We start from the raw sequence: 23911 nt of genomic DNA on the forward strand, positions 1-23911 counted from the left end.
CGTTATCCCACGATCTCCGCAGTTTCCAGCACCGCATGCAGCAGCACGTCGCAGCCCGCGGCGGCCCATTCGGAGGAGATGTCTTCGGCTTCATTGTGGGAAAGACCGTCCACGCAGGGGCAGAAGATCATGGTGGAGGGGGCAACCCTTGCCGTCCAGCAAGCATCATGGCCAGCGCCGGAAATGATGTCCATATGGCTGTAGCCCAGCTTTTCGGCAGCAGCGCGCACGCGGCCCACCAGCACCGGATCGAACGTGACGGGATCGAAATGGCCGATGGCCTCGATTGAGCAGCCGACGCCGAGTTCTTCGGCGATAACGGGCACCTCGCGTTCGAAAATGGCGCGCATGTTGTCGAGTTTTGCCTGCGAGGGGGTTCTGAGGTCGATGGTGAAAACCACCTTGCCGGGCAGCACATTGCGGGAATTGGGCGTGAAGATCATCTGGCCGACGCCGGCGACGGCGCCCGGCTGGTGGGCCATCGCCACTTCCTGCACCTTTTCGAGGATGCGGGCGGCGGCGAGGCCGGCATTGACGCGCATGGCCATCGGCGTCGAGCCGGTATGCGCTTCCTTGCCTGTCAGCGTCACTTCCAGCCACCACAGGCCCTGACCATGGGTAACGACGCCGATCTGCTTGCCTTCCGCCTCGAGGATAGGCCCCTGTTCGATATGATATTCGAAATAGGCGTGCATCTTGCGGGCGCCCACCTCTTCCTCACCCAGCCAGCCGATGCGCTTCAGCTCGTCGCCATAGGTCTTGCCGTCGGTATCGGTGCGGCTATAGGCGTAATCGAGATCGTGAATGCCGGCGAAGACGCCGGAAGCCAGCATGGCCGGAGCAAAGCGCGCGCCTTCCTCGTTGGACCAGTTGGTGACGACAACAGGGTGTTTCGTCTTTATGTTGAGATCGTTCAGGCTTCGCACGACTTCCAGTCCAGCCAGCACGCCGAGAACGCCATCGAACTTGCCGCCGGTCGGCTGGGTGTCGAGATGGCTGCCGATATAGACCGGCAGTGCATCCGGGTCCTCGCCGGGGCGGGTGGCGAACATCGTGCCCATCTTGTCGACGCCCATCGTGAGGCCGGCCGCTTCGCACCAGCTCTTGAACAGGCTGCGGCCTTCAGCATCTTCATCCGTCAGCGTGCGGCGATTATTGCCGCCGGCAATGCCGGGGCCGATTTTCGCCATGTCCATCAGACTGTCCCACAGACGGTCGCCATTGACCGTCAAGTTCTTACCCGCTGCCATGAAGTGTCGTCCTCACCTGTTTTGTTTTTATCGAAGCAAAGCTTGTGCCGTTCCCGTTTTTGCCGGTTAAGATAACAGCCATTGCCTTGTGATGGTGATGGTGGATAAATTGACCGGCTGGTAAACATTGCAAATTCGCCATGACGTCAGCAAGGGATTTTCGTGACGAATCGCACTAATTTTGCCTAAACTGTACGCGGCGATTATTTTTTAAGCATACTGTAGCGGCAATTGCATCGAAAAGAAACACAGAGAGCAGAGTATGGCCATACCGCGCGCAGCGAAAACACAGAAGCGGACCCGCATTCAGGAAGAAAAGCAGGAAGCGATTCTTGAGGCCGCGCTGAGTGTGTTTTCCACCAACGGCTTTCGCGGTTCCACCATCGACCAGATTGCCGAGGCCGCCGGCATGTCGAAACCGAACGTACTTTATTATTTCCGCACCAAGGAGGCGATGCATCGCGCGTTGATCGAGCGGGTGCTGGATACCTGGCTGGATCCGCTCAGGGCTTTTGATGCCGAGGGCAATCCTGAAAGCGAAATCCGCTCCTATATTCGCCGCAAGCTGGAAATGTCGCGCGATTTTCCGCGCGAGAGCCGCCTGTTTGCCAATGAAATCCTGCAGGGCGCGCCACATATCGAGGATGAGCTGAAGGGTCCGCTGAAGCAACTGGTGGATGAAAAGGCGGAGGTAATCCGCGTCTGGATCAAGGCCGGGCGGATGGCGAAATGCGATCCCTATCACCTGATTTTCTCTATCTGGTCGACCACGCAGCACTATGCGGATTTCGACGTGCAGGTGCGGGCAGTGCTGGGCGACAAGAACGGTGGTGAAGGCCGGTTTGAGGATGCAGCCCGGCACCTGGAGCAGCTTTTCATGGGTGGATTGAAGATCAACAACTGATCTGGTGAGGTTATCGCGAATATGTGATCGATTCTTTATGTCAAAACATGAGGAAAATTATCACCTTTATACTTTACTCCAAAACTCATCTTTATTATGGTGCCGGCATCCCGAACGTCGGGGCATGAAAAAATCAACCGGCAGGTGAGGGAATGGCACGCAAGGAAAAGAAGAAAGCCGAACGCGGCGGCAAGCAGGGCAAGGGCGCGCCTCAACCTGAAAAGGATGTGGCCGAACAGCAGCTTTCCGGTCCGAAGAGCTTTCTTTATGTTGGCGGCCGTGACTGTCAGGTTGCCCATCTTCGCCAGATCGCCAGCAATTTCGGCGCCGAGCTTATCCATCACGATGGCGGATTGCGTGAGGCGGTCTCGCGTATCGACACTGTTCTTCCGTCCGTCGACTGCGTTTTCTGCCCGATCGACTGTATCAGCCACGATGCGTGTCTGCGGGTGAAGTCCGGTTGCAAGAAATTCGGCAAGACGTTCATTCCGCTGCGCAATGGCAGCAAATCCAGTCTGGAGCGAGCGCTGCAGACGATGAATGAACGGACCTTAAACGATGAGCGACGAGCGCAATAATTTCAGGGATGCAGAGCAGGCGGTGGCTGAGGCCTGCCGCGTGGAGCTGCACAAGATGGCCGAGCAGGGCGCCGATCCGGCCCTGACGGAGATGTATGAAGTCGTCGGCGAACGCGAGCGGCGCAACCGCGCTGCAGCTGACGGCGGCAATGTGCTGGCTTTTCCCTATCTGCGCACCCGCCAGCCGGGCGAAAAACCGTTCTTCGAGATTGGTGACGCGGCTCAACGTGGCGGCAACATCCTGTCGTTTCGCTGGAAACGGCGTTGATGCCGATTTAGCCCCTCGGCTTCAAAAATGCACCGGCGCAAAGCACCAGCCATCCCGCGATCATGCCGAGGCCACCCAAGGGGGCCGCGTAGGGAAACAGGCTGTGACCGGAAAAATGTCTGGTGACGAGATCACCAACAAAAACCGCCGTGCCGAAGCCAAGAATCAGCCCTGCCGGAATGGCGGTTCTGATGCGGTCCGCGCCGATATGCAGTGCAACAAGCACTGGCGCATGGGCGAGCGCCATGGTCGAGGCGTTGCCAAGCATATAGGTTTCGCCGGTATGGGTGGCGGCGGCGGCAAGCATGACGCCGGCAGCACCCAAAAGGCTGCCCAGCAGCAAAATCAAGGCGCGCAATCTTTCCGTCGTCATGAGTTATTCGCTTCCTGATTTTGCATGTGAAAGGCCAGCCGTTCCACCGGTCCCCAGATGATGTCCCGGAGCTTTGCGTTCTCGATGGTCTCGTCCATCGCGCGGCGAAAGCAGAGCAGCCATTCGTCCCGCTCGGCGGGTCCGATAGGGGCCACGAAATGACGCCTGCGCAACATCGGGTGGCCGTGTTTTTCGACATAGACCGGCGGTCCGCCAAGATATCCGGTCAGATAATCGTAGAACTTGCTTTCGCTGCCGGAAAGATCGGCTGGATGGATGGCGCGGCAATGCGCCGCCTCTGGCAGGGTGTCCATCAATTCGTAGAAGCGCCGGGTCAGTGCTCTGACTGTGGCATCGCCGCCGATCGCTTCATAAAGGGTAATGGTCTCGCCGCTCACATCCCGCCTCCTTGAACCCTGCGGCCCTTATCGCTTTCCGGAGCGGGAAGAGCAACAGGCAAAGACGGGATGCGACATTTGCGACACTGGGACATTCATGGTAGCCGTCCGCTTCAAGCGTTCAGCGCCATCCACTCATCCAAAGTTGCGGATGAGATCGAGGCCCTTGCTTAGCAGCGTTTCGGCTTCGTCCTGATTGGCGGCCTCGACGTAGCAGCGCATTTCCGGAGCATTGCCGGAAGGGCGGAAATGGATGGTGCTGCCGTCTGTGAGCGCCACGCGCAGGCCGTCAATGTCGCTCAGCGCCTTGACCGTGCCCACGGGGGCGAGGAAGGTTTCGAGATTATCCCGCGAGGCGCGCAGATGCGTCATCAGGGCAGCGCTCTTTTCCTGTGCGAAGTTTTCCAGACGATCCGCAGCCGCGACCGGCAGGTTATAGGCGGCGGCAATCTGCGATAGCGGCTTTTTCTGCTCGGCGGAGAGAAGCAATACGGCGAGTATGGGCAGAAAGCTGTCCCGCGTCGGCAGGGGCGATAGCGGTTTGCCGTTCAATGTGAAGGTGGAGGCTGTCAGAAGGCCGCCATTGGCCTCGAAACCCATGACGCCGTTGTTTCCTTCGGCAAGGGCCTGTGCCATGCCGGCGATCACGAAAGGCGAACCGACCCTGGTGCGGATGACCTTGAACGAACCGCTCGCCTCAATGCCGGAATTGGAGGTGACGGGGGTGACGACCACGCCGGCATCGAGAAAATTCGCCGTGATCAATCCGATCAGGTCGCCGCGCAGCGGCACGCCGTTTTCATCGGCAAGCAGGGGCCGGTCGCCGTCACCATCGGCGGAAACGATGGCATCGAGGCCGTGTTCCGGCGCCCATTTTTTGAGAAGCTCCAGCGTTTCAGGGGAGACCGCCTCGGTATCGACCGGAATGAAGGTCTCGGAACGGCCGAGCGACACGACTTCGGCGCCATAGTGGGCGAGAACGTCGACGAAGAGATCGCGCGCCACCGTGCTGTGCTGGTAAACGCCGATTTTCAGGCCCAAAAGCGCCTTTTCCGGCAGGAGTGCGGCATTGCGCTCATAAAAGAGCTCGGCTGCAATTGCGGAATGGTCGTCCGCCGTTGCGGCCTCGTCGTTAATCCCTTCAGCCTCGACTTCGGCTGCGAGTGCGGCGATCGCCGTTTCGTCCTGTTTGTCGATTTCGCCGTCCGGGCGGTAGAATTTGATGCCGTTGCGGTCGGCCGGAATATGCGAACCGGTTATCATCAGCGCGCCGGCCTTGAGGGAAAGTCCGTAAAGCGCCAGTGCCGGTGTCGGCACGGTGCCGCAATCGAGCGGTGTGAGGCCGGCTTTTTTCAGCGCGGCGATACAGGTTGCGGAAACATTCGGGCTCGAATCGCGGAAATCGCGGGCCACGAGAATGGGGTCGCCCGCCTTTGCCTGACCCGATGTGAGAAGGTGCCTTGCAAATGCCGTTGCGTAGACGGCCGAGGCCTTTCCTTTCAGATCGACAGACAGGCCGCGAAGGCCGCTCGTTCCAAATTTCAGGCTCATGCCAAACTCCGTTTCGATAAAATCTTTGAGGTTCAAATGGATAATACAAAAATATAACGCCAGAAAGAACCGTATCGATCCATTCAAGTCAATCATCTCTTTCATGGACGCGGCGAATAGGTGATGATGGCGGGGATGATGCGGGTAACCTAAAATTCACCCGTTATATCTAGACTTGCCGGTTAATAGTGGTTCTGGCGACGATGAAAACCATCTGTTGCAGGCCTTTTTTGTGGTTCGTTCAAGTTGGATTGGCTGATGTACAGGCTTCAAAAGGCGGGACATAAGCAGGCACGTCCGCTGGATGAAAAAGCGGCGCCCGCCGCCAGACCCCACGGTTCCCTGCTGGACGATCTGGTGGATGAGGATGAGGTTTTCGAGCGCACGGTGCTGAAAGAGCATCTTGAGCCGAAGCCGGCGGCTGCCGTTGCCGAACCCGCTCCGGCTGAAAAGCCCACAAGGCCGGCCTCGCCAAGCAACAGTTTCGCGGCCACGCTGCCGGGCCTGAAATATATCGACCGGATCGGTGTGGACGAGGTACTCGGCTGGCTGCGTGCCGGGATCGTCTGGATTGTGCTTGCGATCATTCTCTGCGTCGCCGCTGCACTCGCCTATGCCTATATGACGCCGCCGCGTTACACCGCCTATACGGATATCGTCGTCAATCCCTCCAACCTGAATGTCGTCAATGACGGGGTGTTTTCGCCCAACCAGCAGCGCGACACCCAGATTCTCGAAGTGGAGAGCAAGCTGCGCACCGTCACGTCGCGCAACGTGCTGGCGCGGGTGGTGGACGAGCTGAAACTGGATGAGGACCCGGAATTCATATCCCCACCGCCTCTTGCGCGGCTGAAAGCATTTTTTTCACCCAAGCCGGAAGATGGTGACAACAAGGTCGGCGCGCTTCGTTCGCTGGGCGAACGGGTTGCGGCGGAACGGGATCCGCGTTCCTTCGTGGTGACGCTTGCGGTCTGGACCAATGATCCGGACAAATCCGTGACAGTCTCGAAGGCGATGGTGAAGGCTTTCGAAAGCGAGTTGTTCCAGACGACCTCCGACAGCAGCCTGCGTATTGTCGATGATCTCAAGAAGCGGCTTGAGGAAATGCGCCAGAACGTGACGGTTGCCGAAAAGCGCGTCGCCGACTTCCGCCGCGAAAACGGCCTGCAGGAGAATAACGGCCAGCTGGTCAGCAATCTGGCGTCCGGCGAGCTGAATGCGCAGGTTCTTGCCGCGCAGCAGCGCGTCATTCAGGAGGAGTCGCGCCTCAAGCAGATGCAGGCGGCGATTGCCCAGAACCGCACCCAGAGCGACGCGATCTTCGACAGCCAGACCATGAACACCATTCGTGCGCAATACAGCACCTTGCAGCAGCAGATTGGGGCGATGACGCTGACCTATGGCGCCCGCCATCCGCGTCTGGCGACTGCCGGGGCGGAACGCGACATGCTGGAACGCGGCATTGCGGATGAGGCGCAGCGGATTTTGCTGGCGGCCAAGACCAATGTCGCCGAGGCCCGCTCCTCGCTTGATGCCCTGCGGCTGAAGGCGGTTGCGGAACGCGCCAACGTCTTCACCGACAATGAGGCGCAGGTGCGGCTGCGCGATCTGGAGCGAGACGCCAACTCAGCTGCCGCGATCTACGAGACCTATCTCAACCGATCACGCCAGATCGCCGAGCAACAGACAATCGATTCCACCAATGTGCGGGTGATTTCGCAGCCAGTAGCGCCCAATTCCAGAAGCTGGCCGCCCGGCAAGCTGATCTTCCTGATCGCCGGTGGCGTGGGCGGTCTGTTCCTTGGTCTCGGAATTGCCATCGCACTGGGGCTTTTGGGTTTTCTGCGCCGGACAGACCACGCGGAACGCTACGCCTGAGGGCTGCGACCGCCGATTACTCCTCGGACATCAGGCCGTCATAGACCTCGAGCAGGGCGGCGGCGATGGCGGCACCAAGCGCATTACCCGCATCGCGAATGCCTGTCTCGTCGCCGTCACGGACCGAAACGGCAAGATCGGACGCCTCGTTGGCGACGATTTCTTTTGCCCGTTCGATGGCCCAAAGGCCGAAATCGCCGCGGTTGTCGATCGATATGGTTTCCATGGCCGGGACCTTTTCTATGGTGTGGTTTCGTCGTCCCTTAACCCATCAACCGCAAAACCGGAATAGGGGGAGGAGAGGTTTGGGTGGTCACTCAACCCCCGGGCGTATAATTGTTTGATTCAAGCGTCAGATTTATAAGAATATTAATGATAGTTATTCGTAGTGTTTGAAGCCTTATACCTTAATCCTATGCGTGAATATAACAGTGAAACGATGCCTATCTTGGACACCGGACAGAATATGACAGGGAGAGATGTCCCGCATGCGGAAGGGCCTGGCACACACTGGCCGGTTGTTCCGCTTGCGGCTTTGCCCATCACCGATGCGACCATCGAAGAGACGGCGGAGGATTTTATCCTGCGGGCGGAACGTGAACGCGCGGCCGGCGCAAAGCCGTTCTATTCGACATCGGCGAACGGTCAGGTCATCGCACTCTGTCACCAAGACAAGGAATTCGAAGCCCTGCTGCGGCAGGCGGACCAGATTCATGCCGACGGCATGTCGCTGGTGATCTTTTCCCGCCAGTTCTGCGTAAGAGCGCTGCGGGAACGTGTGGCGACGACGGATCTCGTTCATGCGGTGGCCCGGAGGGCTGAGGCGACCGGCACGCGGTTCTATTTTCTCGGCGGTTCCGAAGAGGTGAACCGCGCGGCAGTCGAGGAAATGCAAAAGCTCTATCCACGGCTTGTTTTTGCCGGTCGGCGCAATGGTTATTTCAGACCCGGAGACGAGGAGGCGATCCTTGCCGATATCGTCGCATCGCAGACCGATATTCTCTGGGTGGGCTTCGGCATACCGCTGGAGCAACGTTTCGTCGCGCGCAATCTCGACAGGCTTTCCGACATTGCGGTGATCAAGACCTGCGGCGGTCTGTTCGATTTTCTCGCGGGCAAGAACAGCAGGGCGCCACAATGGATGCAGGATATGGGGCTCGAATGGCTCTACAGGGCCATGCTTGAGCCGAGGCGTCTCGGCAAGCGCTACCTGCTGACCAATCCCATCGCCATATATTCGCTGCTGAAGCACCGCTACGGGTTCGGGGCCGGCAAGGTCTGAAATCTGCGCATTCTCATTGATTCTTTACGGAATAGCCCCTGACCGTCCGGCCGGTTCAGGATCGATATCATGTGAGCGGCATCTGCCGGCGCATGCAATCATCATATGGAGTCGCGCTATATGAGGTCGCTCTAACGTATCGGGGTGGAGGTGTCTTTCCGCCGAAAATCGTTGCAAGTGGGCGTAACGGCGGTACACTGAGCGGATATTACATATTTATTCGAATCAGAAATATATTGAGGACAGCGATGGTAATTACGTCCATTTCTCTTTTCGTATATGGGATTGGCACCGTTACTTCTCTTGCCATGACCTATATAGAAGGCGCCCGCCGCGACAAGGATTGGGACTTTTACCGGGTGACCGGTATCATCCTTTGTTTCTTCTGGCCGGTTCTTGTGCCGCTTCTCATTCTTGCAGCCGTTTTTTCGTCATTCGCTTCCCAGAAACGGCATGTGAATGGGATCTCTTTGCGCAGGGAAAAAACCCTGAGCTGAAAAGCTGAGATTAACTGCCGGACGAGCCCGTGTTCAGGCCTTTTTCGCCGGTGCCTTATAGGGCGTGAGCGTAATACCGAGGCTCGCCATGACGCGGCCGATGGACATCAGCGGTGGATGCGTGGCGGGCAGCAGCGCACCGGTTTTCAGGAATGCGGAAACGGCGCGGACCAGTGACAGGCACAGGCTGATGACGTTTTTGGCGGCAAGCAGCAGCCCGCCCTTCAGGCCGGGGCGTCGGGCGCGGTCGATGCTGTAATTGATGATCCCGGTTCGGAGCGAGCGCTCCATGATCCAGCGCGGCGCCATGCGGTTTTCCGGCACATATTCGATGATGAGAGCTTGAGCGTTCCAGGCGAATTTGAAACCCGCCTTTCGGCAACGGGTGAAGAAATCCATGTCGCCGCCGCCGAGGAAGTTGAACCGTACATCGAATTCCGGCTTTTCCAGCGTTTCGAAAACCCGCCTCGAGATCAGGCAATTGCCAGACCCATGGATTTGTTCGACTACGCCGGTGGGTGCCTCGATGGAACCGAACAGCGGGTGTGCCAGAACCGCCTTGGGTGCGGGCGCATCGAATTCGCGATCGACCGGCCCGCCGACGATATCGACGCCGAAGGATTTTGCGGCAGAGACCATTTCAGCGAGCCAGACGGGCGAGGCCGCTTCGTCGTCATCGATCATCAGAAACCACTGCGCGGATGGATAGCTCTGCCGCGCCGTGCGGAATGCCGTGTTGATGGCGTAACAATTGCCCTGCGTCGGCTCGACCAGCGTCTGGCCCATCATTCCGCTCTCGGCAAGAAAAGCGCGCGCGACGGCCAGCCCCGCCTGGCCCACCCCGTCATTATCAACGACGACGATGGCGAAGGGGAAATCGACCTTCTGGGCTGCCAGCGAGTTCAGCGTCTTCTGCAAACCTGCAGGCCTGCGGAAACTCGGAATGCACACCACCGCTTCCGGCATGATTTCGGACATGGACACTCCTAAATTCCGGCAAGGGCTGCGGCGGAAAACACGACGGCGCGCAGGCTTTGGCGCGGGCGATTGACAAATGTATCGGCAAGCGCCGAAAAGGCCTCGCGATAGCGCCGGGCGCGAAAGGCCTGCGCCACGGTATAGGCATTCATGTGATTTTCGGATTTGCGGCGAAGCCGGCGCAATTCCTGCGGCGCAATGGCGGCGACGATGGCGGGATCGGAAAACACCGCTTCGATCGCCGGTTCGCAATCCCGGAAGGTCAGAAGGCGGTTCATCATCACGCTTGTCCGGTGCACCCGGTAATCCAGCACGTGGCGGCCGGGCAGATAGGCGAAACGGCCGGAGGCAGCCAGCCGGCACCAGCCATACCAGTCTTCCGCATAACGCAATGTCTCGTCGAAACCGCCAAAATCCTGAAAGATGCGGGTTTTAACCAGCATGATGCCGCCATTGACGATGAAGTTTCCGCCCAAAAGCGGCTGGAGGATGAAACCATCAGGTTTTTCCCGCCGTCTGATGAGGTTGCGCCGTCCGATCTTGGCGCCATTCTCATCAATGCGCTCATAATCGCCGTAGACGGCAACGACATCCGGTCCGGAGATGCCGGCGCATAGGGCGGCGATCGCGCCTGGCTTCACGCGGTCGTCGGCATCGAGAAACATCGTCCATTCACCGCGCGCCTGCGACAGGCCGAAATTACGTACGGCGGAAACGCCCTGCCGTCCCTGCGGCCGGGCCAGCAGTTTTACGCGGGGATCGGCGAAACTTTGCACCTTTTGCGCCGTTGTGTCGGTGGAGCCGTCATCGACGACGAGCACTTCGCAAACGGTTTTCCCCTGAGACAACACGCTTTCGATCGCTTCCACGATGTAACGCTCGCCGTTGCGAACGGGAATGACAATCGAGACGGAAACCAATATTTTTACTCCATCAGGGGCGGGTCAACAATTCTCACACTGAAGTTACTACCGGATTAAGCCGGCTTGCGCCAATTGTGACGTGGTATAGCGTCAGTTAACCTTGCAAATCTTTAATATCCTTTTGGCATGATCAAGATGTTATGTTTTGAGAATTAGAGCGTCGTGCGGCCATTGGGACGCATCAATGACGTTCTGACAGTTGTGATATGCGCATCGTCCCTTTCGAAAATCGCTTTCGATTTTCAGGCCGATGCGCCGGGGTTGTGGAGGCGGGCGAATGCGGATCGGGCGGCGGAATTTTCTGGGTGGTGCTGCAAGCGCGGGCCTGTTGCATGCCATGGCCGGGCAAGGCGTTGCCGCGACCAGGAAAACGTCGACAAAGATTGCCCCTTACGGTGCGGCCATCTATCTGCCGGACCTTACCGCCGATAGCCGCATCGGCGAAGCGGTGGTCAAATATTGCTCGCGCATCACCCCAGTCACAGAGATGAAATGGGAGGTTATGCGGCCTTCGGCAGAGGTGTTCGATTTTGCCGCTGCCGATGCGCTTGCGAACTTCGCGCGCCAGAACAAACTCACCATGCATGGTCATCCGCTTATCTGGTACGCTTCCAACGCGCCCTGGCTTGCCAGCATCGGTAGCGGCGCGAAGGTCGAGAAGTTGATGGAAACCCACATCGTCAAGGTGATGGAACGGTACAAGGACGTGATACACAGCTGGGATGTGGTCAATGAGCCTATCCCCGACGTGCCCGGCAATGTGCGCTCGCGCCGCGACGCCTGGTATTATGGCGCAGGCCCGGACGCCATCAAAAAGGCCTTTGACATCGCCCATTCCGTCGATCCGAAGGCCCAGCTCGTCCTCAACGAATATGATGTGGAATTTGCGGTCGAGAAATCGCCGGCCAAGCGCGCGGCCTTCCGCAATCTCATTCTCGAGTTGCTCGAGAAAGGCGCTCCGATCAACGCTATCGGCCTGCAGGGGCATCTGCGGGGTGGCTGGCCCATTGCGAAAGACGAGCTTGCCGCCTTTACCAAGGAAATGCGCAGTTATGGTCTCGCCGTTCTAGTGACCGAACTGGATGCGATGGACCAGACGCTTCCCGCCCCGGAAGCCGAGCGCGACATGCTGATAAACGGTCAGGTCCGCGATTTTCTCGAAGCGGCGTGCGAAGGCGGCCCGCTTTCCTCCATCACCACATGGGGCATTTCGGACCAATATACCTGGATCCGCTGGGCCTATCCCCGCCGGGATGGCACCGCGAACCGGCCGCTGCCGCTCGACTGGAGCTTCAACGAAAAACCCATGATGGCCGTCATCAATGAATTCCGGAACCGTGGTGCATAATTATGACTGCTGAAATGCCGCTTCCTCCCGTACAAAAGGCGCTGCAAATCAATCTGCATCCCTTCGACGCACCGCATGCGGCCCTGACCGTTCCGCATCAGCTGCGGGTCTGGGGCGGGCAGGTGGACCGCATTCTCCTGACGGTGGATACCGGCCAGGTTGGAGCCGGCCGCTACAAAGGCAACGGTTTCGAGGCCGCCAGCAAACGCCTGTTTGACATGCTGGAGGAAATGCAGGCCAACTATCCGCATCTGCATGTGGATATTGCCGACTATAGCGATGCGGCGCGCAGTGCGGTGGCGGAGACGTTCTTTTCGCGCTCGCCGGTTCCTTATCCCGCCAAGGCTTTCGACGGCGGGCCTTTCCATGTTTATTTCCACGGGTTGAAACGTGCCAACGCCCGTTATGTGCTGCATATGGACAGCGACATGATGTTTGGCGGCGGCAGCCAGAGCTGGTTCAACGAAGCCATTGCGCTGCAGAAGGCCAACCCGGACGCGCTCTGCATCACGCCGTTTTCCGGGCCGCCCACCGTGCGCGGCGATCTCGATATCTCCCGCCATGTCGGCATGCCGGGGGTGAAGAACATTCCCGAACCGCGCAAGCTGCCGAGCCGCGTTCCCACATGGCGGTTCGCCACCGTTTCCACCCGCCTGTTCATGATCGACATGGACCGTTTCGCCAAGCGTATCGGCTCGCTCGAACTGCTGAGACCCGACGTCAAACGGCGCATCCGCTCCTATGCCTATAATCAGCAACCGGTCTCAATGCCTGCCGAAGAGGTGCTGAGCGACAATATGATGCGCATCGGCGTATACCGGCTTGATTTTCTCGGCACGGGCAAGGGCATGTATTCGCTGCATCCGCCCTATCGCTCGCCCGAGTTTTACGCGGCGCTGGGCTCCATCGTCGAGCGCATCGAAAAGGGTGACGTTCCCGAAGGCCAGCTCGGAGATTTCGATATCAACGGATCGATGGTGGACTGGTCGAGCGCCCTTGCGGCCAAGACGCGCTCCAAACGTTACGCGAAGGCGCTGCGTCACCTGATTTCAGCGAATGTCCAGCGCTTCACTGGGGCATAGAAGGCTCGGCATTTTCTTCACAACCGGCGCAAGTGCCTTAGAAATCTGTGATGAGCTTGCTCCAGCTTTCCGAGCTTAGCCCGCCAATATAGATATCGCCGGCAAGCGCCCGATCCCGGAGGGCTTCATCCCGGGTGGCCATGCAGAAATAACCGCGATGATGGAAGGTCACGTGGTTCTGACGGTAGAGCGCGTTCATGAGAAATGGTTGCGACATGCCGGTGACATGGGCATAGTTCTCATCATCGAAATGGCGGAACAGCGCACCGAGCACGTCGTTTTCGCGACCGGCATCGCAGACGAGGTTCAGCACATAGGCGGTCCGTCCCGCCTGTCCGAAAAACAGGGCAGCGCCGATGATGCGGCCTTCGGCATTTTCGATCGCCAGGCTGCTCAATTCACCAAGGGTGCCGTTGGTTTTACTCATTTCGATCAGCCAGTGGAATTCCTCGTGGGACCATTCCGGGCGGACGGAAAAACGCTCGATCATTGTCAGCGCGTTGCGTCGGAACGTCTCGAAATCCACCGGTCTGACCGTGGTGCCGGCAACTTCATTGGGCCTTATGCCCTTTTTCCACGATCGCAGGATACGGTCCACAAATCCAAGCGCCATAAGTCCGGGCCTGGATTTGACTACTTGCGAACGGCGCGGCATGCGCAGGGCAATCGCGCTGAAAGGCTTGAGCGCCTTGTGCCATTGCAGGCTTTCCATCGGCAACATGCTGCCGCCGATCGCAAGCCAATGATCGGCGCTGACGGGGGAGGCCGTGTCCGAAAACAGCATATCGTGTTTCGTCGCGCGCATGCCGCGGGACAGGCGCGCGGCGCCGAGTGCGCCGAGTTTTCCTTTCGACGCGAAAGCACATAACAACCTTGCGGTAATGGGTTTTCCGTTCGCAACAAACCGCATGGGGACGGCAAGGATAACGCTGGTAACCCCGCTCTCCCCAGCATCGTAGACAACGCTGCCATATTCGGGATCAAACACAGGACTGCTGAAAAACAATGTTTCGACGTAAGCGCCGAAGTCGAAGTTTCTATCAAGCCCGGTCTTTTTGAACGCGCTGTTGAGCACAACCTCGACAGCCGGAAGATCGTCCCTGCGCATGGGTCGAACGCCGGGCGCAGCTGGCTGAACCGGGCGTTGTGTCGCCCCTTCGTTGTTGCTATCGTCCATATTGGTGTGTATCGGAACGTCCACCGTCGGTTTCCAGCTATTTACGCGTTTATGAAATCAACAAGCCAAAGATATATCCAGAGTTGTTAATATACGTTAAACAGAATTTCGGATCATCACCCCAGTATATTCTTAACGTAGCGAAATATCTCTGTCTTAAAATAGATATAAGCAACCTTAACAAGGGCGTATGTCTAGCCAATAATAGGGAAATCAGCAACTTAAATTTGACAGATGAAGTTTGATATGGTCAAGATTCTACCCTTATCCATATGTTGACTTCGAAAATCAGGTTCCGTTTCATTTTTCCGGGTTTCATTCCTATATGATGGAATTACTATTCCTCCGTGTATTATGGATAACTAAAAAATAGGGTTTTGACGGGATATTCATTTTACCGAGACGAAGCATCGGGTACGATGTGAGAACGTATGGAAAAAGGTAGAGAAAATTACCTGATGGATGCAGCGCATGATGAGCAGGCGAGTGTCGCCTGGCGGAATGCACTGTTTTATGTGACGTTCTTTTATTTCACGGTCGGCTTCTCGCCCTATATCTCGCTTTCCTCGACCTATCTGGGGTCCGCCATGGCGGCCGGGTCCAACCTCCTCAACCAGCTCACCGCGATCATCCTGCTCATCAGTTTCGTGGCGTTCATGGCAAAGGAGCGGTCGTCTTCGATCGTCTTTACGCCGCGTTTGCTGATGCTCGCGATCTTCGGCTGGTATATCTTCACCTCGGTGGTGGGCGGCGCGCCGGTGTTTTCGCTGCGGCGGCTTGCCATGTGCGCCATCATCTGCGTGCTCGCCAGCTGCTTCCTGCAATTGCCGCGCACCGAGCGGCATTTCACCACGCTGCTTGCCACATGCGTGCTGATCATCCTGTTCCTCTGTTATTTCGGCGTTGCTGTCCTGCCGTCGCGGTCGATCCATCAGGCAAGCGATGCGCTGGAGCCGCTCCTTGCAGGCAACTGGCGCGGGGTCTTCCGTCACAAGAACGAGGCAGCCTCGATCATGGCGGTGCTGATGATCGTCGGGATTTATCTGTGCAAGCGCTGGTCCCTTATCGGCGGCCTCGCGGTTCTGTTGCTGTCGTTGATCTTTCTCGTCAAGTCGGGTGGCAAGACCGCGCTCGGCCTGATGCCGATTATCATCGCCACGGGCTGGTTCATCGTGGGCTGGCCCAGATGGCGTTACGCTGTTGTGACCGTGCTTCTGGGAACCTTCGCCGTGGTGATCGTCGGCACGACCGTTGATCCGGTCTTTTCACAGATGCTGACGAAACTGGGGATCGACGCCAGTTTCACCGGCAGAACCGATATCTGGACCGTCTCGATAGATTATATCCGCCAAAGCCCGATCGTCGGATACGGCTACCAGGCCTTCTGGCGCAGCGACACCCTGATGACGAGCTTCACCGAGAACAATACCTGGGCAACGACGGCGCCGGATTCCCACAATGGCTATTTCGACCTTGTGCTTGGCGGCGGCGTGCCAGGTCTTATTCTGGTGCTGACGTGGATTTGTCTGATGCCGCTTCGCGATCTCGGCAAGATGGATGAGGCCACGCGCAAAAGCCCGCTGACGAAGCTCTATGTCGGCGTCTGGCTTTATGTCCTGCTCTACGGCTTTCTGGAAACGATGTTCTTCCTCAGTACCGGTTTCGTCTGGTTTTTCCTCGTCGTTGCCGTGATGGGCCTGCGTTTGCAGGCAAATGCCAGCCTTGTCGAGGATGAGGCGCAGGCGGAACCGCAATTGGCCCTGACTGGCAGTAACGCGGCCAGCGTGGCGAGGCGCATCAGGGGCAAATCGCGCAGATCGTTGCTTGCGGATGATATTTTGAAATGATTTTTCGTTTCAAATGTGTAAAAGAGCCTGATATTGCGCGCGTTTGCAGCGGGTTTCGCTAAACATGCGTGGCTTAAGTCTTTGTTGTTATGCATGTCCTGTCGCAAAACCGCTCCGCATTTTGCTCGACACGCAATGAACCGGATCGGCAAGGTCAATAAATGGCAGATACAGGCGCCTGTGCGCTCGAAGCGGATGACATCCACAAGAGCTTCGGCACACACGAAGTTTTGAAGGGCGTTTCGCTGAAGGCCCACAAAGGCGATGTGATATCGATCATCGGCTCGTCCGGTTCCGGCAAGAGTACCTTCCTGCGCTGCATCAACTTTCTCGAAACGCCGGATCGCGGCCGGGTCATCGTCAATGGCGAGGAGATCGCCATGAAGATTGGCGGGGACGGCAAGGCTGTGCCGAAAAGCTGGCGGCAAGTGGAAAAGCTGCGGACAGGGCTTGGCATGGTGTTCCAGAATTTCAATCTCTGGGCCCACCGCACCGTTCTGGAAAATGTCATCGAAGCGCCTGTTCACGTTCTCGGCGTCAAGCGGCAGGAGGCGGTGGAAAAGGCCGAAGCCCTGCTGAACAAGGTTGGCCTTTACGACAAGAAAAATGCCTATCCGGCGTTCCTCTCCGGCGGGCAGCAGCAGCGCGCCGCGATTGCGCGCGCGCTCTGCGTGGAGCCGGCGGTGATGCTGTTCGACGAACCCACCTCGGCGCTCGATCCGGAACTTGTGGGCGAGGTGCTGAAGGTCATCCGCGATCTGGCCGAGGAAGGCCGCACCATGCTGCTCGTTACTCACGAGATGCGCTTTGCGCGCGATGTTTCCAGCGAGGTGATGTTTCTGCATCAGGGCCGTGTGGAAGAAGCGGGGCCACCGGCGCAGGTGTTCGGCAATCCCGTAAGCGCCCGTTGCAGGGAATTTACCGGCGCGCTGGCGTGATGGCCGTTTCGCTTCGCCGTTTGTTTTAACAGGAGAGACTTTAAATGAAATTCTTCGCCACGCTGCTTGCCGGAACGGCATTTGCGGTTTCCGCCTTCACCGCCAGCGCCGATGTCCGCTTCGGCATCATGAACGAATCCTACCCGCCTTTCTTCGCCAAGGATGCCAGCGGCAAGTGGCAGGGCTGGGAAATCGATCTCATGGACGCCGTCTGCGCGGAAATGAAGGAAAAATGCTCGATCGTCGAGCTTTCCTGGGATGGCCTCATCCCGGCGCTGCAGACGAAGAAGTTCGATGTTATCTGGTCGTCCATGTCCAACACGGAAGAGCGCGAGAAGGTCATCGATTTCACCAACAAATATTACAACACGCCGAGCAAGCTGATCGGCGCCAAGGATGGCAAGCCGGGTGCGGCGCCGGAAGACGTCAAGGGCAAGACCATCGGTATTCAGGTCGCGACCATCCAGTCCGAATATTACAAGAAATATTTCGCTGCTGTCGCAGACGAAAAGACCTATCAGACGCTGGACGAGGCGTTTCAGGATCTCGCAGCCGGCCGTATCGACTATGTGTTCGGCGACTCGCTCGTTCTCGATGCCTTCGTGAAGAGCGATGCCGGCAAGGATTGCTGCGCCGACATGGGCAACGTTGCGGATGACAAGGAAATCCTCGGCCTTGGCGTTTCCGGCGGCCTGCGCAAGGACGACACCGAACTCAAGAACAAGCTGAACGCTGCTCTCGCTGCCGTTCGCGCCAGCGGGAAGTATGACGAGATCACCAAGAAATACTTCAGCTTCGATATCTACGGTAAGTAATTTCTCCTGACCGGTCACATAAATGGCAAGCCTTGAAACCACGCTGCAACTGCTGTCACCCTATCCTCCGGGATGGGGCGGCACCCTTTTGAAGGGTGCGGCGTCGACGCTTGCCATTTCCGCCGGTGCCTATCTGATCGGCATCGTCATCGGGCTTGCCGGTGCACTTGGCAAGCTCTCCGGCAACAGGCCGCTTGGCCTTCTGCTCAATCTCTACACGACGGCAATCCGCGCCGTTCCCGAACTGATCCTCATCGTCGGGCTTTATTACGCCGGTACTGATGGCCTGAACCGGCTGCTACAACTGGCAGGCCTGCCGCCTTTGGAAGTCAACGGTTTCGTTGTTGCTGTTGCGGTTCTGGGTTTCGTGCAGGGTGCCTATATGACTGAGGTGCTGCGCGGTGCGATCCTTGCCATTCCGAACGGGCAGATCGAGGCGGCGCGCGCCTTCGGCATGTCGCCGGCCTTGCGTTTCCGCCGTGTGGTCTTGCCGGCACTGTTGCCGAACGCCCTGCCGGGCCTTGCCAATCTCTGGCTTGCGGTAACGAAGGATAGCGCGCTGGTGGCGGTTGTCGGTTATCAGGAACTGGCGCTTGCGACACGGCTGGCGGGGGCCAGCACCAAGCAATATTTCCTGTTCTTTCTTGCCGCAGCCCTCCTTTACCTTGCCATTACGCTGGTTTCCAACCTCGTCTTTTCGCTGCTGGAGCGCCGTGTGCGGCGCGGCCAGCCGGCGTTGGCATAAAGGGGAAGCTGCATGGATTTTTCATGGATCGCCAAATATTGGCCGCTGCTTCTGTCCGGTGCCTGGCAAACGCTTGCGCTGCTCGTCATCTCCGTCAGCATTGGTTTTCTTCTCGCTATCGGGCTTGCCTTCGCGCAGGTTAGCGGCGGGCGGGTGACAAAAATTCTGGCGCGCGCCTATTGCACCTTCTTTCGCGGCACACCGCTTCTGATCCAGCTCTGGCTGCTCTATTATGGCGTCGGCTCGTTTCTGCCGATGATCCCCGGCTTACGTCAGAGTTTCATGTGGCCGGTGCTGCGCGAGGGCTTCTTTTTCGCCGCCGTCAGCTTCACACTGAATTACGCGGCCTATGAGGCCGAGGTTCTGCGCGGCGCGTTGCTGGCTGTGCCAAAGGGTGAGCTGGAGGCGGGCCGGGCTTTCGGCATGGGCCGTTTCACCCTTATTCGCCGCATCTGGCTGCCGCGCGCCATCCGCATCGCGCTGCCGACAATTGCGGGCGAGGTGGTGATGCAGCTCAAAGCCACGCCGCTTGCCTTTACCGTGACGGTGATGGACCTCTATGCCGTGGCCTATAAGGTGCGGCAGGACACGCTGCTCGTCTATGAGCCGCTGATCGTCGTCACCGTCTTCTATCTCATTCTCACCGCCATAATTGCCCGCTGTTTCGGTCTCATCGAACAGCAGGTGCCGGTCCGGCGGTAAACCGTTCAAGGAGCATGAACATGGGCACTATCCGTATTCTCGACGGCGGCATGAGCCGCGAATTGCAGCGGCTCGGCGCCGAGCTGAAACAGCCGGAATGGTCGGCGCTGGCGCTCATCAATTCACCTGATATCGTGCGGCAGGTGCATCAGGAATTCATCGAGGCCGGTGCCGATGTCGTCACCACCAATTCCTATGCGCTGGTGCCGTTCCATATCGGCGAGGAGCGTTTCCAGAAGGATGGCGCATCGCTGATCGCCCTTTCCGGCAGGCTGGCACGCGAGGCTGCGGATGCCTCCGGCCGCGACGTGCTGGTGGCCGGTTCGCTGCCGCCGATCTTCGGCTCCTATGAGCCGCAGAATTTCGATGCCACGAGGGTGCAGGACTATCTGAAGGTGCTGGTCGACAATCTCGCTCCTTCTGTAGATGTCTGGCTGGGTGAGACGCTGAGCCTGATCGCCGAAGGCGAAGCGGTGCGGGAAGCCGTGGCCGCAACCGGCAAACCGTTCTGGATTTCCTTCACGTTGAACGACGATGCGGCTGCGACAGGCGGTGGCGAGCCTGCGCTGCGCTCTGGTGAAACGGTAAAGGCGGCGGCCGAATGGGCGGCGCAATCTGGTGCTGCCGCCCTTCTGTTCAATTGCAGCAAGCCGGAAATCATGAAAGCCGCCGTGGAAACGGCATCCGCTGTCTTTGCGGAAAAGGGCGTTTCGCTTGAGATCGGCGTTTATGCCAATGCCTTCGAAGGTGAACAGGGCGATTCCGCCGCCAATGAAGGTCTGCACGGCACGCGCACCGACCTGACCGACGATGTCTATTCGCGGTTCGCCTGCTCCTGGGCGGATGCCGGCGCAACCATGATCGGCGGCTGCTGCGGCATTGGCGCTGCCCATATCCACACCGTTGCAACGGCATTGCGGCGCGCGGCCGCCTGAAGTCTTCGACAGGCTCCCAGCGACATTGAGTTGAAAGCGGCAGGCTCAACGCCTGCCGCTTTTTTTCGTTGCGGCCATTGACCTCAACTATAGTTGAGGAATTATCAGGGAGTGGAACATTACTGAAGGACGTTCCATGAGCGATAATACACTCTCCATCCGAATCATTTTTGGCAGTGCCCGCAATCCGCGGTTCTGCGATGTCATTGGCAAATGGCTGCAGGAGCAACTCGGCGCATTGCCGGGGATCGAGTTTGCGGTGCTCGACCCGCGCGAACTTGATCTGCCGCAGGGCCACACGCCCGACCGCGCCTCCGTGCGGCAACTTCGTGAAAGCCTTGATGCCGCCGATGCCTTCATCGTCGTCACACCGGAATATAATCGCAGCTACCCCGGCGCGCTGAAGGTCCTGATCGATTCCGCCTATGACGAATGGGGCGCCAAGCCGGTGGCCTTCGTTTCCTATGGCGGGATTTCCGGCGGCCTGCGCGCTGTCGAGCAGCTTCGCCCCGTGTTTGCGGAACTGCATGCCACGACGATCCGCGATGTCGTCAGCTTTGCAAATCCCTGGGACCGTGTCGATGCCGCCGGGCAGTTCGACCCCGGAGCGCCAGCGGCAAGCGCGCTGGAAACGATGATGGGCAAGCTGGGCTGGTGGGCGCATGCGTTGAATAAGGCGCGTTCCGCAACACCCTACAAAGGGGCTTGAGAATGACTGACAATTCCCCGTCGCTGAAACTCACGCTTCTGTTCGTCGCCACACTCACCATCATGGCCGGAACCACGGTTGCGCCCTCGCTGCCCGCCATCGAACAGAGCTTCCTGTCGACGCCGAATGTCGAGATCATGAGCCGCATGGTGCTGACGTTACCATCGGTTTTCGTGGCTCTTTGCGCGCCGGTCGCCGGCGTGCTGGCGGATCGGTTCGGCCGCAAGCGGCTGCTGCTCGGCGCGATCCTGCTTTACAGCCTTTCCGGCATGTCCGGGCTTTTTGCCGATAGTCTTGCGGGCCTGCTCGTTGGCCGGGCCTTTCTGGGGTTTGCGATCGGCGGCATCATGACGATCGGCACGGCGCTGGTGGGCGATTATTTCGAAGGCCCGGCGCGGGAGCGTTATCTCGGCCTGCAACAGGCCTTCACCCAGCTTGGCGGTGTCGTTTTCGTGGTGGCGGGAGGCTTGCTGGCGGATGTTCACTGGCGCGCGCCCTTCGCGGTCTATGCCGTGGCGCTGCTCATTCTGCCGGCGGCACTGTTGTTTTTGCGGGAGCCGGCAAGAAACAATATCCACGTTAAAAACGGCGGCGAACAGGCTTTTGCGGTCAACTGGTTTCTGGTGGCCGTGCTGGCACTGGCGGTATTTCTCGTCAACGCCCTGTTTTACACCATCCCCTCGCAATTGCCGTTTTTCCTGCGGGAGCTTGGGCTGTTTTCCGGCAGCGTTGCCGGATACGCCATCGGCATCTTCAATCTGGCGGGCGCGCTGATGGCGCTCAACTTCGGTCGGTTGGGGGCGCGGATTGGCGTGACCGTTATTCTGGCGGTCGGGCTGGTGTTGATGGCAACGGGTTTTGCGCTGCTTGCCGCGGCATACGGGTTGGTTTCCATGCTTTCGGCGCTTGCGGTGGTGGGCCTTGGCCTCGGTGCTGTGATGCCGGCTATTATGTCCACGACGATCATGCTTGCGCCGCTGCGGTTGCGCGGGCGTATTGCCGGCGTCGTTACGGCATCGATGTTTCTCGGGCATTTCATATCGCCGCTGGCAAGCCAGCCTTGGATCGCCCGGTTCGGTTTTGCCGTGACCTATCGCGATATTTCCACGGCGTTCACCGTCATGGCCGGTCTTGCCGTCATGGCTTCCATAATTCAGCGATGGGCGACGGTGCGAAAGCCACGGTCTTTTGCCCGGGGTGGATGACACGCTCTCTTTGACGTTGTCACTGATCGATGGGGACGGGGGCAACAGCCCTCGTCAATGTTTTGCCGACTGACATTCCCTGTAGCCGGCATGAATATTGTAAGAAAACCAACGAAGCGCGGCTGTGAGACGATCAGCCGTTTTCCGTTCTTTTCCCTCGAAATGTGGCCCGGGGTTTCCGCTTGCTGGCGGACGTGTGCCGCCCGCATAATGGTGACCTGTGTGCATTTGCGCGTTAAATGCGTAAAATGGCGCACCCGACAGGATTCGAACCTGTGACCTTTGGAATCGGAATCCAACACTCTATCCAGCTGAGCTACGGGTGCAGCGGTCACGCTTGAATCGCGTGCAGCGGTTGGTTCATACCCCAGCTTTCTTTCCGCATCAATGTCTAAAAATCAAAGATTTACGAAATGGGGTCTGTTTTCCGGTGAGGGGGAGAGCGTGGGTTGCTGCGAGGGCTGCTGTCTGCATGTTTGCGATAGCAGGGCGGTATGTTGTTAGCGGTATTGCGTTTCTTCCTGATAAGACGTTTCCCTTTTAAGTAGTATTTTACGTCTGCATCCAGCGGCTGTCCTGGCACTTTTGTACACAGGCGGGTTGATTGTCGTATCGCCGTTCAAACAAGGCGGGGGAGATGGTTTTTGACCCTAAAAATCGGTGGGTAAATAATCATACTTTTCTTTTGCGCCCGATGGTGATTACGAGACAGGGGTTGTCGCAATGGGTATTAACTGTCAAATTATTATACAATATTAGTATCATCTACATTTATTTGGGATACAGTTTAGTCCTGTTGTCGGTTATCATTCCGGCAGGGTTAAGGAACGAATCAGGCGGGGGATCGGATGGCTTTGCAATTGGCACATAGCAACGGGCCACGTGCGGAAAAGGCCGAAAGCGGCGGCACGCAGGCGGAACATTTAAACGCTATCGACTATGGATTGTTGACGACCGCGATCGGTTATCATTTGAGGCACTCGCAACTTGCCGTGGCAAACGGCTTTTCCGACGTGCTGGCGGAGATGGGATTGCGGCCGGCCGATTTTTCCGTTCTCGTCATCGTCGGCGGCAATCCGGGCCTCAAGCAGAGCGATGTGGCCGAGGCACTTGGCATACAGCGTGCCAATTTCGTCGCGATCGTCGATAGCATGGAAAGCAAGGGATTGCTTGTCCGCCGCAGGTCGGAAGAGGACAGGCGCGTTCATTTCCTCGACATGACGGATGAGGGCAGCAGCCTTCTTGAGCGCCTTTCCGATGCATGGCGTGACCGCGAGGAAAAGCTGATCGACCGGATCGGCGGCAAAAAAGCCCGTGACCAGCTGCTGGCTCTGCTTGGGCGCCTGCGGGACTGAGCGGTATCGGTCAAGCCGGTCGGCAATCCCTCTGCCCCTGCCTCTCCCTTTCACGAGGGTCTGATTGGTAGCGGGTCGATTTGCGTTGCAATTTTCCTGCGAAACGGCCAAGACGCCTTGGACGTGCCGACGCCTTGGGCGTCGCGTCATGCCGCAACTGCGCAATGTTCTGG

At 58.3% G+C, this 23911-nt stretch carries 24 protein-coding genes, 1 tRNA gene and 1 pseudogene; 17 read left to right on the forward strand and 9 right to left on the reverse strand.

The genetic code is table 11. The features are described from left to right. Nucleotides 1-2: 2 nt before the first annotated feature. Nucleotides 3-1250, reverse strand: a complete 1248-nt coding sequence (locus AB4Z23_RS08660; RefSeq protein WP_065687530.1) for a Zn-dependent hydrolase — start codon at nucleotides 1248-1250, stop codon at nucleotides 3-5. Between the two features lie 262 nt (nucleotides 1251-1512). Between AB4Z23_RS08660 and AB4Z23_RS08665 the strand changes: the two genes are divergently transcribed. The 3 genes and pseudogenes from AB4Z23_RS08665 to AB4Z23_RS08675 all read left to right on the forward strand — a co-directional run bounded on the left by AB4Z23_RS08665 (nucleotide 1513) and on the right by AB4Z23_RS08675 (nucleotide 3000). Then, nucleotides 1513-2154, forward strand: coding sequence for a TetR family transcriptional regulator C-terminal domain-containing protein (locus tag AB4Z23_RS08665; RefSeq protein ID WP_003513869.1), 642 nt, complete (start codon nucleotides 1513-1515; stop codon nucleotides 2152-2154). Nucleotides 2155-2408: 254 nt separating this feature from the next. Beyond that, nucleotides 2409-2732, forward strand: a pseudogene (locus AB4Z23_RS08670) (DUF2325 domain-containing protein); the annotation flags it as partial. Beyond that, a complete protein-coding gene (locus AB4Z23_RS08675) occupies nucleotides 2713-3000 on the forward strand; it encodes a hypothetical protein (RefSeq protein ID WP_421477354.1) in 288 nt (95 codons plus the stop codon). The pseudogene AB4Z23_RS08670 and the gene AB4Z23_RS08675, both read left to right, overlap by 20 nt. A 7-nt stretch (nucleotides 3001-3007) precedes the next feature. Here AB4Z23_RS08675 and AB4Z23_RS08680 read toward each other — a convergent pair whose 3' ends face one another. From AB4Z23_RS08680 to uppO, 3 genes are all read right to left on the reverse strand, one after another. Further along, entirely contained in the window at nucleotides 3008-3373 is a 366-nt protein-coding gene (locus tag AB4Z23_RS08680) for a DUF423 domain-containing protein (protein WP_019565130.1), read from the reverse strand. Beyond that, nucleotides 3370-3771, reverse strand: a complete 402-nt coding sequence (locus tag AB4Z23_RS08685) for a group II truncated hemoglobin (protein ID WP_441360060.1) — start codon at nucleotides 3769-3771, stop codon at nucleotides 3370-3372. Before AB4Z23_RS08685 ends, AB4Z23_RS08680 begins: the two co-directional genes overlap by 4 nt. 135 nt (nucleotides 3772-3906) lie before the next feature. Beyond that, a complete protein-coding gene (gene uppO, locus AB4Z23_RS08690) occupies nucleotides 3907-5322 on the reverse strand; it encodes a polysaccharide biosynthesis phosphomannomutase UppO (protein WP_421477350.1) in 1416 nt (471 codons plus the stop codon). 258 nt (nucleotides 5323-5580) lie between these two features. Here uppO and uppM point away from each other — a divergent pair, with 258 nt between their 5' ends. Next, a complete protein-coding gene (uppM, locus tag AB4Z23_RS08695) occupies nucleotides 5581-7200 on the forward strand; it encodes a polysaccharide biosynthesis protein UppM (protein WP_025594305.1) in 1620 nt (539 codons plus the stop codon). Nucleotides 7201-7216: 16 nt separating this feature from the next. On the opposite strand, the gene AB4Z23_RS08700 is transcribed toward uppM, so the two are convergent. Continuing rightward, the gene (locus tag AB4Z23_RS08700; RefSeq protein WP_003513853.1) at nucleotides 7217-7426 is read right to left on the reverse strand and encodes a hypothetical protein; all 210 of its coding nucleotides are present in this window, start codon (nucleotides 7424-7426) and stop codon (nucleotides 7217-7219) included. 240 nt (nucleotides 7427-7666) lie between these two features. Between AB4Z23_RS08700 and uppL the strand changes: the two genes are divergently transcribed. Together uppL and AB4Z23_RS08710 are read left to right on the forward strand one after the other, a co-directional pair. After that, the gene (uppL, locus tag AB4Z23_RS08705; RefSeq protein WP_035198987.1) at nucleotides 7667-8482 is read left to right on the forward strand and encodes a polysaccharide biosynthesis UDP-hexose transferase UppL; all 816 of its coding nucleotides are present in this window, start codon (nucleotides 7667-7669) and stop codon (nucleotides 8480-8482) included. Between the two features lie 71 nt (nucleotides 8483-8553). Next, nucleotides 8554-8979 carry a hypothetical protein gene (locus AB4Z23_RS08710; RefSeq protein ID WP_236742489.1) on the forward strand — a complete coding sequence of 142 codons (426 nt, stop codon included), beginning with the start codon at nucleotides 8554-8556 and terminating at the stop codon, nucleotides 8977-8979. A 33-nt stretch (nucleotides 8980-9012) separates the two neighbouring features. Here AB4Z23_RS08710 and uppJ read toward each other — a convergent pair whose 3' ends face one another. Together uppJ and uppH are read right to left on the reverse strand one after the other, a co-directional pair. Continuing rightward, nucleotides 9013-9957, reverse strand: a complete 945-nt coding sequence (gene uppJ / locus AB4Z23_RS08715; RefSeq protein ID WP_421477348.1) for a polysaccharide biosynthesis UDP-hexose transferase UppJ — start codon at nucleotides 9955-9957, stop codon at nucleotides 9013-9015. A gap of 8 nt (nucleotides 9958-9965) precedes the next feature. Continuing rightward, nucleotides 9966-10877 carry a polysaccharide biosynthesis endo-1,4-beta-xylanase UppH gene (gene uppH, locus AB4Z23_RS08720; RefSeq protein ID WP_013636689.1) on the reverse strand — a complete coding sequence of 304 codons (912 nt, stop codon included), beginning with the start codon at nucleotides 10875-10877 and terminating at the stop codon, nucleotides 9966-9968. 280 nt (nucleotides 10878-11157) lie between these two features. Between uppH and uppI the strand changes: the two genes are divergently transcribed. Both uppI and uppG read left to right on the forward strand, forming a co-directional pair. Beyond that, on the forward strand, nucleotides 11158-12228 hold the full coding sequence (uppI, locus tag AB4Z23_RS08725; RefSeq protein WP_025594299.1) for a polysaccharide biosynthesis UDP-hexose transferase UppI: 1071 nt from the start codon (nucleotides 11158-11160) through the stop codon (nucleotides 12226-12228). Between the two features lie 2 nt (nucleotides 12229-12230). Beyond that, nucleotides 12231-13310, forward strand: a complete 1080-nt coding sequence (gene uppG, locus AB4Z23_RS08730; protein ID WP_065702628.1) for a polysaccharide biosynthesis glycosyltransferase UppG — start codon at nucleotides 12231-12233, stop codon at nucleotides 13308-13310. Between the two features lie 37 nt (nucleotides 13311-13347). On the opposite strand, the gene AB4Z23_RS08735 is transcribed toward uppG, so the two are convergent. After that, the gene (locus AB4Z23_RS08735; protein ID WP_026330759.1) at nucleotides 13348-14418 is read right to left on the reverse strand and encodes a hypothetical protein; all 1071 of its coding nucleotides are present in this window, start codon (nucleotides 14416-14418) and stop codon (nucleotides 13348-13350) included. Between the two features lie 500 nt (nucleotides 14419-14918). Here AB4Z23_RS08735 and uppW point away from each other — a divergent pair, with 500 nt between their 5' ends. The 8 genes from uppW to AB4Z23_RS08775 all read left to right on the forward strand — a co-directional run bounded on the left by uppW (nucleotide 14919) and on the right by AB4Z23_RS08775 (nucleotide 22383). After that, nucleotides 14919-16334 (forward strand): Wzy-type polysaccharide biosynthesis protein UppW, encoded by a 1416-nt coding sequence (gene uppW, locus AB4Z23_RS08740; RefSeq protein ID WP_019565136.1) that lies wholly within the window; start codon nucleotides 14919-14921, stop codon nucleotides 16332-16334. 161 nt (nucleotides 16335-16495) lie between these two features. Next, the gene (locus AB4Z23_RS08745) at nucleotides 16496-17272 is read left to right on the forward strand and encodes an ABC transporter ATP-binding protein (RefSeq protein WP_065658682.1); all 777 of its coding nucleotides are present in this window, start codon (nucleotides 16496-16498) and stop codon (nucleotides 17270-17272) included. A 44-nt stretch (nucleotides 17273-17316) separates the two neighbouring features. Continuing rightward, on the forward strand, nucleotides 17317-18087 hold the full coding sequence (locus AB4Z23_RS08750; protein ID WP_003513835.1) for a transporter substrate-binding domain-containing protein: 771 nt from the start codon (nucleotides 17317-17319) through the stop codon (nucleotides 18085-18087). Between the two features lie 22 nt (nucleotides 18088-18109). After that, nucleotides 18110-18832, forward strand: coding sequence for an ABC transporter permease (locus AB4Z23_RS08755; RefSeq protein WP_421477346.1), 723 nt, complete (start codon nucleotides 18110-18112; stop codon nucleotides 18830-18832). 12 nt (nucleotides 18833-18844) lie between these two features. Further along, entirely contained in the window at nucleotides 18845-19534 is a 690-nt protein-coding gene (locus tag AB4Z23_RS08760) for an ABC transporter permease (protein ID WP_013636681.1), read from the forward strand. A 20-nt stretch (nucleotides 19535-19554) separates the two neighbouring features. Next, complete coding sequence (locus AB4Z23_RS08765; protein ID WP_080797879.1) at nucleotides 19555-20469, forward strand: homocysteine S-methyltransferase family protein; 915 nt, start codon at nucleotides 19555-19557, stop codon at nucleotides 20467-20469. Between the two features lie 136 nt (nucleotides 20470-20605). Beyond that, nucleotides 20606-21178 (forward strand): NADPH-dependent FMN reductase, encoded by a 573-nt coding sequence (locus AB4Z23_RS08770; protein WP_003513816.1) that lies wholly within the window; start codon nucleotides 20606-20608, stop codon nucleotides 21176-21178. A 2-nt stretch (nucleotides 21179-21180) separates the two neighbouring features. Beyond that, a complete protein-coding gene (locus tag AB4Z23_RS08775; RefSeq protein WP_174060995.1) occupies nucleotides 21181-22383 on the forward strand; it encodes an MFS transporter in 1203 nt (400 codons plus the stop codon). Between the two features lie 249 nt (nucleotides 22384-22632). Here AB4Z23_RS08775 and AB4Z23_RS08780 read toward each other — a convergent pair. Continuing rightward, nucleotides 22633-22709, reverse strand: a tRNA-Arg gene (locus tag AB4Z23_RS08780). Between the two features lie 522 nt (nucleotides 22710-23231). On the opposite strand from AB4Z23_RS08780, the gene AB4Z23_RS08785 reads away from it, so the two are divergent. After that, nucleotides 23232-23738 (forward strand): MarR family winged helix-turn-helix transcriptional regulator, encoded by a 507-nt coding sequence (locus tag AB4Z23_RS08785; protein WP_003513721.1) that lies wholly within the window; start codon nucleotides 23232-23234, stop codon nucleotides 23736-23738. Nucleotides 23739-23911: the final 173 nt, after the last annotated feature.

This window comes from Agrobacterium sp. MCAB5 (assembly GCF_052114365.1).
GTDB classification, from domain to species: Bacteria; Pseudomonadota; Alphaproteobacteria; order Rhizobiales; family Rhizobiaceae; genus Agrobacterium; species Agrobacterium tumefaciens.

Bases quoted from the DNA above. Each gene is read 5' to 3' on its own strand.
- uppG (WP_065702628.1), top strand. From the start codon at position 12,231: ATGACTGCTGAAATGCCGCTTCCTCCCGTACAAAAGGCGCTGCAAATC.
- AB4Z23_RS08745 (WP_065658682.1), top strand. From the start codon at position 16,496: ATGGCAGATACAGGCGCCTGTGCGCTCGAAGCGGATGACATCCACAAG.
- AB4Z23_RS08770 (WP_003513816.1), top strand. From the start codon at position 20,606: ATGAGCGATAATACACTCTCCATCCGAATCATTTTTGGCAGTGCCCGC.
- AB4Z23_RS08675 (WP_421477354.1), top strand. From the start codon at position 2,713: ATGAGCGACGAGCGCAATAATTTCAGGGATGCAGAGCAGGCGGTGGCT.
- AB4Z23_RS08760 (WP_013636681.1), top strand. From the start codon at position 18,845: ATGGATTTTTCATGGATCGCCAAATATTGGCCGCTGCTTCTGTCCGGT.
- AB4Z23_RS08750 (WP_003513835.1), top strand. From the start codon at position 17,317: ATGAAATTCTTCGCCACGCTGCTTGCCGGAACGGCATTTGCGGTTTCC.
- AB4Z23_RS08775 (WP_174060995.1), top strand. From the start codon at position 21,181: ATGACTGACAATTCCCCGTCGCTGAAACTCACGCTTCTGTTCGTCGCC.
- AB4Z23_RS08665 (WP_003513869.1), top strand. From the start codon at position 1,513: ATGGCCATACCGCGCGCAGCGAAAACACAGAAGCGGACCCGCATTCAG.
- uppJ (WP_421477348.1), bottom strand. From the start codon at position 9,957: ATGTCCGAAATCATGCCGGAAGCGGTGGTGTGCATTCCGAGTTTCCGC.
- AB4Z23_RS08680 (WP_019565130.1), bottom strand. From the start codon at position 3,373: ATGACGACGGAAAGATTGCGCGCCTTGATTTTGCTGCTGGGCAGCCTT.
- AB4Z23_RS08765 (WP_080797879.1), top strand. From the start codon at position 19,555: ATGGGCACTATCCGTATTCTCGACGGCGGCATGAGCCGCGAATTGCAG.
- AB4Z23_RS08735 (WP_026330759.1), bottom strand. From the start codon at position 14,418: ATGCGCAGGGACGATCTTCCGGCTGTCGAGGTTGTGCTCAACAGCGCG.
- AB4Z23_RS08700 (WP_003513853.1), bottom strand. From the start codon at position 7,426: ATGGAAACCATATCGATCGACAACCGCGGCGATTTCGGCCTTTGGGCC.
- uppW (WP_019565136.1), top strand. From the start codon at position 14,919: ATGGAAAAAGGTAGAGAAAATTACCTGATGGATGCAGCGCATGATGAG.
- AB4Z23_RS08785 (WP_003513721.1), top strand. From the start codon at position 23,232: ATGGCTTTGCAATTGGCACATAGCAACGGGCCACGTGCGGAAAAGGCC.
- AB4Z23_RS08755 (WP_421477346.1), top strand. From the start codon at position 18,110: ATGGCAAGCCTTGAAACCACGCTGCAACTGCTGTCACCCTATCCTCCG.
- AB4Z23_RS08660 (WP_065687530.1), bottom strand. From the start codon at position 1,250: ATGGCAGCGGGTAAGAACTTGACGGTCAATGGCGACCGTCTGTGGGAC.
- uppL (WP_035198987.1), top strand. From the start codon at position 7,667: ATGACAGGGAGAGATGTCCCGCATGCGGAAGGGCCTGGCACACACTGG.
- uppO (WP_421477350.1), bottom strand. From the start codon at position 5,322: ATGAGCCTGAAATTTGGAACGAGCGGCCTTCGCGGCCTGTCTGTCGAT.
- uppM (WP_025594305.1), top strand. From the start codon at position 5,581: ATGTACAGGCTTCAAAAGGCGGGACATAAGCAGGCACGTCCGCTGGAT.
- uppI (WP_025594299.1), top strand. From the start codon at position 11,158: ATGCGGATCGGGCGGCGGAATTTTCTGGGTGGTGCTGCAAGCGCGGGC.